Genomic DNA, 12,780 nt, shown 5'->3' with positions numbered 1-12,780 from the left:
GCTTCACCAGGAACACACCGCCGCGACCGGAAACCGCGTACCACTTCTGCGCGAAGCATTGACGAAACATACGGAGCGACTTAGCTTCATCGCGTCGTACTTCGTACGTCATATATGAGACACGAGATCTGAGAGCGCCGATGGCCTTCGCCCCGAGTCCGATCCCCTCCCGCACGCAGTACGTTCTCGAAGCGATCAAACACTCCATACTCACCGGAGGGCTCAGTCCGGGACAGCCGCTGGTGGAGACCGAACTCGCCGCGGGGTTCGGGGTGTCGAAGACCCCCGTACGGGAAGCGCTCAAGACCCTGGCCGGCACCGGTCTGGTGGTCATGAGCCAGTTCAAGGGCGTCACCGTGCGCACGGTCGACGCCGCCATGGCCCACGAGGTCTACGACGTACGGATGCTCCTCGAACCGGAGGCGCTACGGCGTTCGCTCTCCCGCCACGCCTCGCTGGAGCCGGCGCGGGAGGCGCTGGTCAGGGCGGACGAGGCGGCGGACCGGGCCGAACGCTCCCTGGCCAACCGGGAGTTCCACCGGGCGCTGTATCTGCCCTGCGGCAACCCGCTGCTGGCCAGGATGCTCGACGAGGTACGCGACCAGGCAGCCCTGGTCTCGACCGTCGCGTGGGCCGCCGTCCCGTCCTGGGAGCGGGAGGCCGCCGAGCACCGGGAGATCCTGCGCCTGGCGCTCGCGGGTGACACCGGCGGCGCCGTACAAGCCCTGCACGATCACATCGCCTCCTTCGTACAGCGGGCATTCCCCGAGGAGACCACCCATGAGCAGCCCTGATCTCACGTCGTCGCGCGACGCGCTCGCCGATGTCGTCGCGATCCCCGTGACCCCGTTCACCGCCGAGGACACCCTCGACACCGACGCGCACCGGGCGCTGCTGCGCCGGCTGCTCGACGGCGGCGTACGCACCCTCACACCCAACGGAAACACCGGCGAGTACTACGCGCTCAGCCCCGACGAGCGCCGCGAGGTGACCGAGCTGACCGTCGAGGAGGCCGCGGGACGGGCCGAGATCCTGGTCGGGATCGGCCTCGACGTGCCCACCGCGGTGGCCTCGGCGCGCCACGCCCGCGCCGTCGGGGCCCGGATGGTGATGGTGCATCAGCCCGTACACCCCTACGTGTCGCAGGACGGGTGGATCGACTACCACCGCGCCATCGCGGAGGCGGTGCCCGAGCTGGGAGTGGTCCCGTACATCCGCAACGCGCGGCTGCGCGGCGAGACGCTCGCGGCGCTCGGGGAGCTGTGCCCCAATGTCATCGGCGCGAAGTACGCCGTGCCGGACGCCGCCCGCTTCGCTGCCTTCGCACGCGACGCGGGCCTGGAGCGGTTCGTCTGGGTGGCGGGGCTCGCCGAGCTGTACGCGCCCTCGTACTTCGCGGGCGGGGCCACCGGATTCACCTCCGGGCTGGTCAATGTGTCCCCGGCCGTCTCGCTGGGGATGCTGGAGTCGCTGCGGGCCGGGGACTACGCGGGCGCCATGAAGGTGTGGGAGCAGATCAGGCCCTTCGAGGAGCTGCGCGCCGCGAGCCAGTCCGCCGACAATGTGACCGTGGTCAAGGAGGCGCTGGCCGCCCTCGGGCTGTGCCGTCGCGATCTGCGGCCACCGAGCCACGAGCTGGGCGAGGAGCGGCGCGCCGCCGTCGCCGCGCTGGTCGCGGGGTGGGCGATATGACCGTACGGCCGGAGCAGCTCCGCAGCCACCAGTGGTACGGGAGCGACATCGCGTCGGGGCTGCGCTCCTTCAGCCACCGGGCCCGCACCCGCCAGCTCGGCTATCTGCCGGAGGAACACCTCGGCAAGCCGGTCATCGCGGTCCTCAACACCTGGTCGGACATCAACCCCTGCCATGTGCATCTGCGGGAGCGGGCGCAGGCGGTCAAGCGCGGGGTGTGGCAGGCGGGCGGCTTCCCGCTGGAGTTCCCGGTCTCCACACTCTCCGAGACCTTCCAGAAGCCGACTCCCATGCTGTACCGCAACATGCTGTCGATGGAGACCGAGGAGCTGCTGCGCTCCTACCCGGTCGACGGAGCGGTGCTGCTGGGCGGGTGCGACAAGACGACGCCTGCGCTGCTGATGGGCGCGGCCAGTGTGGACCTGCCGACGGTCTTCGTACCGGCCGGGCCGATGCTGCCGGGGCACTGGCGCGACGAGGTGCTGGGTTCCGGCACGGACATGTGGAAGTACTGGGACGAGCGGCGCGCCGGGCTGATCGGCGACGCGGAGCTGGCCGAGCTGGAGAACGGGCTTGCCCGCTCCCCCGGGACCTGTATGACCATGGGGACCGCCTCCACCCTGACCGCCGCCGCCGAGGCGCTCGGAGTGACCATGCCCGGCGCGTCGTCCATCCCGGCCGTCGACTCGGGGCACGAGCGGATGGCCGCCGCCTCCGGGAGGCGCGTCGTCGAGCTGGTGCTGTCGGATCTGCGGCTGTCGCGGCTGCTGACCAGGGAGGCGTACGAGGACGCGGTGGCCACCGTCCTCGCGCTGGGCGGCTCGACCAACGCGGTGATCCATCTGATCGCGATGGCGGGGCGCTCCGGCATCCGGCTCACCCTGGACGACTTCGACCGGATCGCGCGGACCGTACCGGTGCTGGCCGACCTCCGCCCCGGCGGGCGGTATCTGATGGAGGACTTCCACTTCGCCGGCGGGCTGCCCGCCTTCCTGACCCGGCTGACGGACGTCCTGCACCTGGACCGCCCCACCGTCGCGCACACCACACTGCGCGAGCAGCTCGACGGGGCGCTCGTACACAACCAGCGGGTCATCAGGGAGCGGGACGACGCGCTCGCGCCGGAGGGCGGGGTGGCGGTGCTGCGCGGCAATCTCTGCCCCGACGGCGCGGTCATCAAGCACATCGCCGCCGAGCCGCGCCTGCTCAAACACACCGGTCCCGCGATGGTCTTCGACGACTACCGCACGATGCAGCGCACCATCAACGACCCGGCCCTGGCCCTCACCCCCGACCATGTGCTGGTGCTGCGCAACGCGGGCCCCAAGGGCGGTCCCGGGATGCCCGAGTACGGCATGCTGCCGATCCCCGACTACCTGCTGAAGCAGGGTGTACGGGACATGGTGCGGCTCTCCGACGCCCGCATGAGCGGCACGAGTTACGGCGCGTGCGTGCTGCACATCGCGCCCGAGTCGTATGTCGGCGGACCGCTGGCGCTGGTGCGGACCGGGGACTCCATCACCCTGGACGTCGCGGCCCGCAGCCTCCATCTCCACGTGAGCGACGAGGAGCTGGCACGACGCGGGGCCGACTGGACGGCGCCGCCCGAGCGGTTCGGGCGCGGCTACGGCGCCCTCTACAACGAGCAGATCACCCAGGCCGACACCGGCTGCGACTTCGCTTTCCTCGCCCGGCCGGGCGAGGTGCCCGACCCGTACGTGGGCTGAGCGGGCGGCGGCCTTCGCCGCCCCCTCCGCCTCACCCCCCACTGGTTCGACCGGTCGGACAACATCTGCGAAGCGCTTCACCCACGGAACGGAGAAGCAAGTCATGGCCTCAGCTGTGGCGCAGGACTCATCAGGGGCTCCGCCCCGCGCACCCCGCCCGCCGGCGGGCGGGAAGCCGACGCGCCGTACGGGGGTGTCGGCGCGCCGGCTCCCGTATCTGCTGATCGCCCCCGCCGGGCTGCTGATGCTGGGCTTCATCGCCTATCCGATGCTCAGTGTCTTCTACTACAGCCTCCAGAACTACAACGTCACCAAGCCCTGGCGGAACGGCTTCGCGGGCCTCGACAACTTCCGCCGCATCTTCACCGAGGACCCGCTGTTCTGGGACAGCCTGGTCTTCAGCGGTAAGTGGGTCGTCACCGAGGTCACACTCCAGCTGGCCTTCGGGCTGGTGCTGGCGCTGCTGGTCAACCAGACCTTCCTGGGCCGTGCGGCCGCCCGCGCGCTGGTCTTCTCGCCGTGGGCCGTCTCCGGTGTGCTGACGACGACCATCTGGCTGCTGCTCTACAACCCCTCGACCGGGGTCGGCCGCTATCTCGCCGACGCGGGCATCGGGACGTACGGATCGTCGGTGCTCTCCGACACCGGCACGGTCTTCTGGGCCGCCGTACTGGCCGAACTCTGGCGCGGCGTGCCGTTCTTCGCGATCCTCATCCTCGCGGACCTCCAGTCCATTCCCGGGGATCTGTACGAGGCGGCCTCCGTCGACGGGGCCAACCGCTTCCGGCAGTTCTTCCACATCACCCTGCCGCATCTGCGGGACGCGATCATCCTGTCCACCCTGCTCAGGGCTGTGTGGGAGTTCAACAACGTCGACCTGCTGCTCACCCTCACCAAGGGCGGCCCGGCCGGTGTCACCACCACACTGCCGCTGTATGTGGCGGTCACCGGCTTCGAGGCACACGACTTCGGATACGCGACCGCCCTGACCACCGTCGCGTTCGCGATCCTTCTCTTCTGCTCGATTCTCTATCTGCGCCTGAGCAAGTTCGGAGGCGACCACAAGTGACCGCCGTCATCGCCGAGAAGAGCGCGTCGGCCGCGCCCGCGGACGGCGGCCGGCCGTCTCCCCCGGTCCGCAGGAGGAGGCGCGAGCGCGCCTTCGACGAGGTGCCCAGGTGGCAGATCTATCTGCCGCTCGGCCTCTATCTGCTCTTCACCCTCGTTCCCTTCTACTGGATGCTGCTGTTCTCCCTGCGTCCCGCCGGCTCCGACTCGCTGGTGCCGTGGCCGATGACCTTCGACCACTTCGAGAAGGTGTGGAACGAGCGCGCCTTCTCCGTCTTCTTCCAGAACAGCGCGATGATCGGGGTGGGCACCCTGATCTGCACCACGGTGGTCGCGCTGGCCGGCGGCTACGCGCTGGCGCGCTTCGACTTCCGTATCAAGCAGGGCTTCATGCTGGCGCTGCTGTGCTCGCAGTTCATCCCGGGCGCGCTGATGCTGGTCCCGCTCTTCCAGATCTTCAAGAATCTCCAGCTGATCAACTCCCCGGTGAGCGTGGTCCTCGCGGAGACCGTCTTCCAGCTGCCGCTGTCGATCATCCTGATCAGCGGGTTCATCAAGAACGTGCCCTACTCCCTGGAGGAGGCGGCCTGGGTGGACGGCTGCTCACGGCTCCAGGCGTTCCGCATCGTCGTACTGCCGATGCTGCGGCCGGGACTGATCGCCGTGGGCTCGTTCGCCTTCGTGCACAGCTGGAACCACTTCCTCTTCGCGCTGATGTTCCTGATGGACCAGGACAAGCAGACGATCCCGGTCGGACTCTCGACCCTCATCGGGGCGGACAGTGTGGACTTCGGCGCGCTGGCGGCGGGCGGTGTGATCTCGGCGGTGCCGGTGGTCATCGTCTTCGCCTTCATCCAGAAGTGGCTGATCAGCGGGTTCAGCGCGGGGGCGGTGAAGGGATGAGCCTGCCCGTGGTACTGGCCGGGGCGCGCGGTCACGGCCGTACGCATCTGCTGAACATCCGCCGTCTGCAAGAGGCCGGACTGGTCAGGCTCGTGGGGATCTGCGAGCTGACACCGCTCGGCGCCGAGGAGCTGACGGGCCTCGGAGAGCCGGCGCAGTCGGCGGACCTCGGGGAGCTGCTGGACCGGACGGGCGCGCGGATCGCCGTGATCTGCACGCCCATCCACACCCACACGGAGCTGGCGCTCACCGCCGCCTCCCGAGGTGTGCACACCCTGCTGGAGAAACCCACCACACCGTCGTTCGCCGCGTACGAGACGCTCCTGACCGGGCTGGAGAAGTACGGTACGGCCTGCCAGGTCGGCTTCCAGTCGCTGGGCTCCCACGCGGTGGACGCGATCAGGGAGCTGATCGCGGACGGGGCGATCGGGGCCGTGCGCGGGATCGGCGCCGCCGGCGCCTGGGCCAGGGACGAGGCGTACTACACCCGGGCGCCCTGGGCGGGCCGCCGCACGCTGGACGGACGGGACGTGGTGGACGGGGTGCTCACCAATCCGCTGGCGCACGCCCTCGCCACGGCGCTGCGCATCGACGGCTCCGACCGGGCCGACTCCGTGACGGACGTACGGCTGGAGCAGTTCCGGGCCAACGACATCGAGGCCGACGACACCACGTGTCTGCGGCTGCTCACGACCGGGGGCACCCCCGTGACGGTCGCCGTCACCCTGTGCGCGGAGCAGCCGGGCGAGCCGTACGTCCTGGTCCACGGGGAGAGCGGCCGGATCACCTTCTGGTACAAGGAGGACCGGGTGCTGGTGCAGCGCGCGGGCCGGGGCCCCGAGCAGACCGAGTACGCCCGTACCGATCTGCTGGAGAACCTCGTCGCCCATGTCCGCGAGGGCGCGCCGCTGCTCGTACCTCCGGAGCGCACGGGCGCCTTCATGCGGATCGTCGAGTCCGTCAGGACCGCGCCGCTGCCCGCGCCGCTGCCCGCCGGCGCCTGGTACGGCGCGCCGGGCGGGAACGGGCCGCGCCGGATCGTCAGGGGGATCGACGCCCTGGTGGCCCGGAGCGCGGAGTCCCTGTCCACATTTTCCGAGCTGGGCGCGGACTGGGCCGCGCCCCCGGCGGAGGTGCACTCATGAAGATCGAGCCGCGCGTTTCCGGCGTCGCCGAGGCCACGGTGCTGCACTGCGACGGCCGCCCGGTGGCCACGTACGCCCACCGGGCGGACCACACGCGCATCCCGGCGGGGCTCTCGCCGCGCCCCTATCTGCATCCGGTACGCACCCTCGGCGGGGTCACGGTCACCGAGCTGCGGCCGGCCGACCACGCACACCATCTGGGGGTGTCCATGGCCGTCCCCGACATCTCGGGAACGACCTTCCCCGGGGTCAACTTCTGGGGCGGGCGCACCTACGTACGCGACCGGGGCCCCATGGAGCTGGAGAACCACGGCACTCAGGAGCACACGGGCTGGCTCCTGCGGGACCCCGACGGCTGTGTGCAGGAGCTGTCCTGGGAACGCCGGGGGAGGGAGCTGCTCAGGGAGCGGCGGACGATCAGCGCCGGCGCGCTCTCCGCCGACGCGTGGGTCCTCGACTTCACCTCGGCGCTGACCAATGTGTCGGGCGAGGATCTCTCCGTGGGCAGCCCGGCCACCAACGGCCGGCCGGGCGCGGGGTACGGCGGCTTCTTCTGGCGCGCGCCCCGGCAGGAGGCGGACGGCCCGGCGCCGGACGTGTTCACCGGCGACGCGACCGGCGAGGAGGCGGTGCACGGGCGCACCGCCGACTGGCTGGTGCTCGCCGGACGGGACTGGTCGCTGCTGTTCTGCGGCGGGAACGCGGAGACCCGCGCCGACCCGTGGTTCGTGCGGACCACCGGATATCCCGGGGTGGGTTCCTCGCTGGCCTGGGAGCGGCGGATGCCGCTGCCCGAGGGCGGGAGCACGGCCCGGCGTGTCGTCACCGTCGTGGTGGACGGCCGGCTCGACCGGCCGGGCGCGGCGGCGCTCGCCCGTAAGGCGGTGACGGCGTGAGCACGTAGGGCCTTGTCCGAACCCCTGTGAGGAGAGCCGCAATGTCGCACCCGCACCGCACACGTTTTCACGCAGCAGGCGTCGCACTCACCGCTCTGACCGTCCTGTCCGCCGCCTTCGTCACCACTCCCGCACACGCGCACCCGCCTGCGGATACGGTCGCCCGGCCCGCCCGGACCGTGCTGAACGTCCCGGCCGACTTCGCCACCGTGCAGGCCGCCGTGGACGCCGTCCCCGCGGGCAACACGGAACAGATCACGATCTCCCTCGCTCCCGGTACGTACCGGGAGCAGGTCCGGGTGCCGGCGACCAAGCCGCATCTGCTCTTCCAGGGCACCGGACGCGACCGGTCCGGGACGGTGATCGTCTTCGACACCCCCAACGAGTACGGCGGTTCGAGCGGCAGCGCGACCGTGCTGATCGCCGCGAGCGATGTCACCGCCCGCAATCTGACCTTCGTCAACGACTTCGACGAGGCGGCGCACGATCTCGCCAACGAGCAGGCGCTGGCGATGAAGACGACCGGTGACCGGATCGTCTTCGAGAACACCGCCTTCAAGGGCAACCAGGACACCCTGATGACCGACAGTCCGGCGCTGAACCGGGTGAGCCGGGTCTACGTCCGCGACTCGTACATCGAGGGCGACGTGGACTTCATCTACGGGCGCGCCACCACGGTCATCGAGCGTTCCGTGATCAGGGCGCTCAGCCGCGGCTCCGACACCAACAACGGCTACATCACGGCGGCTTCGACCTGGAAGGACAACCCGTACGGCTTCCTGATCACCGGCAGCCGCGTCGTCAGCGACGCTCCGGCGGGCACCTTCCACCTGGGCCGGCCCTGGCATCCGGGCGGTGAGCCGAACGCCGTGGCACAGGTGCTGTTCCGGGACACCGAGCTGCCGGCGGCGGTCAAGTCCTCGCCGTGGACCGACATGAGCGGTTTCTCCTGGAAGGACGCCCGCTTCGCCGAGTACCGCACGTACGGGCCCGGCTCGGCCGTGACATCCGACCGCCCGCAGCTGACGGCCGCCGAGGCCGCCGTTCACCAGGTCGCCGACTATCTGCGCGGCACGGACGGCTGGGCGCCGCAGAACTCGCCCCGTACGCACCGCTGAGCACCACGCACCGCTGAGCACCGCACACCGTAGAACACGGCACACCGTGGAACACGGCACGCCTTGGAACACAGCACACCGCACACCGTCGAAACCCTCCGAGAACTCCCGAAAGAGACGAGCCGGCCATGAGCATCCGCAGGACATCCAGCAGAGGAAACCCCTTCAGAGGGCGGACGGCCGCGGCCGTCTCGCTGACCGCCGTCCTCGCCCTGACGGCCACCGCGTGCGGTGACGACGGAAGCGGCGGGGGCGGGAGTGAGGGCTCCGGCAAGGGCGAGATCACGCTGTGGGACAACAACACGGGTGAGCGCAGGGACATCTGGGCACAGATCATCAAGGACTTCGAGAAGGAGAACCCGGACATCCACGTCAAGTACGTGGGCATCCCGATCGACCAGGTGCAGGCGAAGTACGACACGGCGATCGACGGCGGCGGGCTGCCGGACGTCGGCGGGGTGACCACCGCCTATCTCTCCAACCTGGTGATACGGGACGTCCTGGACCCGGTGGACGAGCGCATCGGCTCCAGCGGCCTCAAGGGCAGGCTGGTCCCCACCATGGTCGACAGTGTGAAGGCGGCGGGCGGGCGCGGGGACGAGATGTACTCGGTGCCGACGTCCAGCAACAACGGCACGCTCTGGTACCGCACCGACCTGTTCTCGGCCGCGGGTCTCAAGGCGCCCGCCACCTGGTCCGAGTTCTACGCGGCGGCCGAGAAGCTCACCGCCGCCGGGAAGAACCGCTTCGGCTACACCATCCGGGGCGGCGCGGGCTCCATCGCGCCCGCCATGGACGCGATGTACGGGCAGTCGGGCATCACGTCCTTCTGGGACGGCGACAAGACCACCGTCAACGACCCCAAGAACGTGGCGGCGCTGGAGAAGTACGTCGCCCTGTACAAGAAGGTGACGCCGTCCGCCGACGTCAACAACGACTTCATCAAGATGGTCGCGCAGTGGGACAACGGCACGATCGGGATGCTGACCCACAACCTGGCCTCCTACCAGGATCATGTGAAGGCGCTCGGCAACGACAAGTTCAAGGGACTCCCCTATCCGACGGCGGAGGACGGCTCGCGCGTCCAGGTCTCCAACCCGGTCGACGGTCTGGGCCTGTTCAAGAACAGCAAGAACAAGGCGGCGGCCTGGAAGCTCATCGAGTTCGCCGCCTCGCACAAGTCCAACAGCGCGTGGAACGCGTCGGCGGGCTCCATCCCGGCCAACACCGACGCCGCCTCCGACACCTGGATCAAGAACGCCGAGCCGACCGCCGCCGCGATGAAGGCGCTCAGCGACGGCTCCACGAAGATCGTCGACCTGCCGTACTACCTGCCCGACTGGAACACCATCAGCAAGAGCGGCAACGAGCCGAACTTCCAGAAGGTGCTGCTCGGTGACATGACCGCCAAGGAGTTCGCGGACAAGGTCGCCAAGGAGCTCAACGAGGCCCAGGCGGAGTGGAAGGAACAGAACAAGGGCTGATCCGCCGGGCCGGTACGGGAGCGGGTCCGCGCGCCCGCGAGTCCACGGGGCCGCGCCCGCCCGCTCCCGTACCGATACCTCTCCCCCGTCCCTCATCCTCATCAACAGGAAGCGAGGCAGATCGACGTGTCCATCTCGCGAAGACAGGCCGCCGCGGCGCTCTCCGCGCTGCCGCTGGCCGTCGCCGCGGCCCCCGCCGCCGCGGCGGCGGGCGGCAGGAGCGGCCGCCCGGAAAGGTCCCCGGGAACCGTCCACATCGCCGGGGACTCCACGGCAGCGGACAAGTACGCGAGCGCCGCACCCGAGACCGGCTGGGGCATGGCGCTCCCCTTCCTGCTCAGGAAGGGCATCGCGGTCGCCAACCACGCGGTGAACGGCCGCAGTTCGAAAAGTTTCATCGACGAGGGCCGGCTCGCCGCCGTCCTCGGTGTGATCCGGCCCGGTGATCTCCTGCTGATCCAGTTCGGGCACAACGACGAGAAGTCCGCCGACCCCACCCGCTACACCGAGCCGTGGTCCACGTACCAGGACTGTCTGCGGCAGTACGTGAAGGGGGCCAGGGACGCCGGCGCGCGCCCGGTGCTGCTCACCTCGGTCGAGCGCCGCAAATTCGACACGGCGGGCGACGCGGTCGCCACCCACGGCGACTACCCGGCGGCGATGCGCGCGCTGGCCGCCGCCGAACGGGTGCCGCTGCTCGACATCCAGGCCGCTTCGCTGGCGCTGTGGCAGCGCCTGGGGGCCGAGGGCACCGAACCGTACTTCCACTGGCTCCTGCCGGGCGAGTCGCCGAACTACCCGGACGGCGTCTCGGACAACACCCACTTCCATCCGCCGGGCGCCATCGCGGTGGCGCGTCTGGTGGCCCGTTCGCTGCGGGACGAGCGGGTGCTCGCGCCCGGCGACACCCGCCGTCTCGACGAAGAGATCCCCGCGTCCTGGCTCAGCTGGCTCGACGACTGAAGGAGTACTCCCGTGCGTCTCTCGAAAAGCCGTGCCCGCATCACCACTACGGCGTTGGCCTGCGGCATGGCCCTGACCCTGACCGCGCTCGCGGCTCCCGCCCAGGGGCAGTCCCGGACCGCGAGCCCCGCCGCCGAGCGGGCCGCGCTCCCCGCGGGCGACGGCTGGGCCGCCGAGTCCGGCTCCACCACCGGCGGCCGCGACGCCACCGCGGACCATGTCTACACCGTCACCACCTGGGCGGAGTTCAGAGCGGCGCTGAGCGCCGCCGAGGACAACCCGTCGGTCATCCGGGTCAAGGGCACCCTGGACGCCCTCTCCGACAGCGTGGGCAACCCGCTCACCTGCAAGGACTACGAGGCCAAGGGCTACTCCTTCGAGCAGTACCTCGCGGACTACGATCCGGCGGTCTGGGGGTACGACGAGGAGGTCAGCGGCGAGCAGGAGGATCTGCGGGCCGCCTCCGCCAAGCTCCAGGGTGCCCAGGTCAAGGTGAACGTGCCCGCCAACACCACCATCGTGGGGGTGGGCAGGAACGCCCGTATCCTCGGTGGCAGCCTCCAGGTCAGGGACGTCGACAACGTCATCATCCGCAACCTCACCTTCGAGGACGCCTTCAACTGCTTCCCGCAGTGGGATCCGACGGACGGCGCGTACGGCGAGTGGAACTCCGAGTACGACAACCTGGTGCTGTACGGCTCCACCCATGTCTGGGTGGACCACAACACCTTCACGGACGGCCGCCACCCCGACAGCGAACAGCCCTACTACTTCGGCCGGTTGTACCAGCAGCACGACGGTGAGCTGGACGTCGTCAGGGGCGCGGACCTGGTCACCGTCTCCTGGAACGTCTTCAAGGAGCACGACAAGACCATTCTGATCGGCAACAGCGACAGTCTGACCGCCGTCGACCGGGGCAAGCTGCGCGTCACCCTGCACCACAACCAGTTCAAGAACCTGAAGGAACGGGCGCCGAGGGTGCGGTTCGGCCAGGTCGACGCGTACAACAACCACTATGTGGTGCAGAAGTCGGGGTACGGATACTCCTTCGGCATCGGCTTCGAGTCCAAGCTCGTCGCCGAGAAGAACGCGTTCACCGTCCCGAAGGGGGTGGGCCTCGGCCAGATCCTGAAGAAGTGGTCGGACGCGCCGGTCACCACCTCCGGCAATGTCGTCAACGGCAAGCCCGTCGATCTGCTCGCGGTGCACAACGCGGAGATCCCCGAGGAGACCCTGCGGCCCGACGCGGGCTGGACCCCGGTCCTGCGCGCCTCGGTCGATAACCCGCGCGCCGTCCCTGGCCTGGTCGACGGCGGGGCCGGGGCCGGAAAGCTGCACTGACCTGTCGCGCCTCCCGGGGCACTCCCCGGGAGGCGCGCGGGCCCGCTCAGCTCAGCAGGTCCAGGCAGTCGTTGGTGACCGTGGAGGCGCCGAGTCCGGATTCCACGTGGGAGTGCGCGTTGCCGTACCCCTCGTACTCGGTGGTTCCGTAGACCAGTGAGGTCAGGTCGCCGCTGGTCCTGGAGATCTTGAGGACGAGATTGGCGCCGGTGCTGATCACATAGTTCGTTTCCGTCGTCGGTGTAGCCGAAGGCCGCCGCCCGTGCGGGTGTGGCGGTGGCTCCGGTGACGGCGGCTCCCGCGGCGACGACACCGGCGGTGGTGACGGCGAGGACGCCTCGGCGCGAGGGGTGTCCGTGTCCGGTGGCCTCCGGGGGAGCGGTCGCCGGGTCGGTGGTCCTGGGGGCGGTGGTCATGGGGGGGGGCTCCAGCCGTAGGCGGGT

The 12,780-nt window shown here is 70.0% G+C and carries 10 protein-coding genes and 2 pseudogenes; 11 read left to right on the top strand and 1 reads right to left on the bottom strand.

Going from position 1 to position 12,780, the window contains the following annotated elements; genetic code table 11:
- Window positions 1-140 precede the first annotated feature (140 nt).
- The 11 genes and pseudogenes from OG627_RS32695 to OG627_RS32645 all read left to right on the top strand — a co-directional run bounded on the left by OG627_RS32695 (window position 141) and on the right by OG627_RS32645 (window position 12,337).
- Window positions 141-794: a GntR family transcriptional regulator gene (locus tag OG627_RS32695; protein ID WP_329071346.1), complete on the top strand. Its 654-nt coding sequence runs from the start codon at window positions 141-143 to the stop codon at window positions 792-794.
- Window positions 781-1,692, top strand: a complete 912-nt coding sequence (locus tag OG627_RS32690) for a dihydrodipicolinate synthase family protein (RefSeq protein ID WP_329071344.1) — start codon at window positions 781-783, stop codon at window positions 1,690-1,692. The genes OG627_RS32695 and OG627_RS32690 overlap by 14 nt, the downstream gene beginning before the upstream one ends.
- On the top strand, window positions 1,689-3,419 hold the full coding sequence (gene araD / locus OG627_RS32685; protein ID WP_329071342.1) for an L-arabinonate dehydratase: 1,731 nt from the start codon (window positions 1,689-1,691) through the stop codon (window positions 3,417-3,419). The genes OG627_RS32690 and araD overlap by 4 nt, the downstream gene beginning before the upstream one ends.
- Window positions 3,420-3,522: 103 nt before the next feature.
- Window positions 3,523-4,488, top strand: a complete 966-nt coding sequence (locus OG627_RS32680) for a carbohydrate ABC transporter permease (protein WP_443073582.1) — start codon at window positions 3,523-3,525, stop codon at window positions 4,486-4,488.
- Window positions 4,485-5,390, top strand: coding sequence for a carbohydrate ABC transporter permease (locus OG627_RS32675; protein ID WP_329071341.1), 906 nt, complete (start codon window positions 4,485-4,487; stop codon window positions 5,388-5,390). Before OG627_RS32680 ends, OG627_RS32675 begins: the two co-directional genes overlap by 4 nt.
- Window positions 5,387-6,535 (top strand): Gfo/Idh/MocA family protein, encoded by a 1,149-nt coding sequence (locus OG627_RS32670; RefSeq protein ID WP_329071338.1) that lies wholly within the window; start codon window positions 5,387-5,389, stop codon window positions 6,533-6,535. The genes OG627_RS32675 and OG627_RS32670 overlap by 4 nt, the downstream gene beginning before the upstream one ends.
- A complete protein-coding gene (locus OG627_RS32665; protein WP_329071336.1) occupies window positions 6,532-7,431 on the top strand; it encodes a PmoA family protein in 900 nt (299 codons plus the stop codon). The genes OG627_RS32670 and OG627_RS32665 overlap by 4 nt, the downstream gene beginning before the upstream one ends.
- A gap of 176 nt (window positions 7,432-7,607) precedes the next feature.
- Window positions 7,608-8,549, top strand: a pseudogene (locus OG627_RS32660) (pectinesterase family protein); the annotation flags it as partial.
- A 128-nt stretch (window positions 8,550-8,677) separates the two neighbouring features.
- Window positions 8,678-10,033: an ABC transporter substrate-binding protein gene (locus OG627_RS32655; protein WP_329071334.1), complete on the top strand. Its 1,356-nt coding sequence runs from the start codon at window positions 8,678-8,680 to the stop codon at window positions 10,031-10,033.
- A gap of 126 nt (window positions 10,034-10,159) precedes the next feature.
- Complete coding sequence (locus OG627_RS32650) at window positions 10,160-10,996, top strand: rhamnogalacturonan acetylesterase (protein ID WP_329071332.1); 837 nt, start codon at window positions 10,160-10,162, stop codon at window positions 10,994-10,996.
- Between the two features lie 66 nt (window positions 10,997-11,062).
- Complete coding sequence (locus OG627_RS32645) at window positions 11,063-12,337, top strand: pectate lyase family protein (RefSeq protein WP_329073145.1); 1,275 nt, start codon at window positions 11,063-11,065, stop codon at window positions 12,335-12,337.
- A 73-nt stretch (window positions 12,338-12,410) separates the two neighbouring features.
- On the opposite strand, the pseudogene OG627_RS32640 reads toward OG627_RS32645, so the two are convergent.
- Window positions 12,411-12,753, bottom strand: a pseudogene (locus OG627_RS32640) (rhamnogalacturonan lyase B N-terminal domain-containing protein); the annotation flags it as partial.
- Window positions 12,754-12,780 lie beyond the last annotated feature (27 nt).

This window comes from Streptomyces sp. NBC_01429 (assembly GCF_036231945.1).
Lineage (GTDB): Bacteria > Actinomycetota > Actinomycetes > Streptomycetales > Streptomycetaceae > Streptomyces.
This window is presented reverse-complemented; position numbering and strand designations above follow the sequence as displayed.

Bases quoted from the DNA above. Each gene is read 5' to 3' on its own strand.
- OG627_RS32695 (WP_329071346.1), top strand. From the start codon at position 141: ATGGCCTTCGCCCCGAGTCCGATCCCCTCCCGCACGCAGTACGTTCTC.
- OG627_RS32690 (WP_329071344.1), top strand. From the start codon at position 781: ATGAGCAGCCCTGATCTCACGTCGTCGCGCGACGCGCTCGCCGATGTC.
- araD (WP_329071342.1), top strand. From the start codon at position 1,689: ATGACCGTACGGCCGGAGCAGCTCCGCAGCCACCAGTGGTACGGGAGC.
- OG627_RS32680 (WP_443073582.1), top strand. From the start codon at position 3,523: ATGGCCTCAGCTGTGGCGCAGGACTCATCAGGGGCTCCGCCCCGCGCA.
- OG627_RS32670 (WP_329071338.1), top strand. From the start codon at position 5,387: ATGAGCCTGCCCGTGGTACTGGCCGGGGCGCGCGGTCACGGCCGTACG.
- OG627_RS32665 (WP_329071336.1), top strand. From the start codon at position 6,532: ATGAAGATCGAGCCGCGCGTTTCCGGCGTCGCCGAGGCCACGGTGCTG.
- OG627_RS32655 (WP_329071334.1), top strand. From the start codon at position 8,678: ATGAGCATCCGCAGGACATCCAGCAGAGGAAACCCCTTCAGAGGGCGG.
- OG627_RS32645 (WP_329073145.1), top strand. From the start codon at position 11,063: ATGGCCCTGACCCTGACCGCGCTCGCGGCTCCCGCCCAGGGGCAGTCC.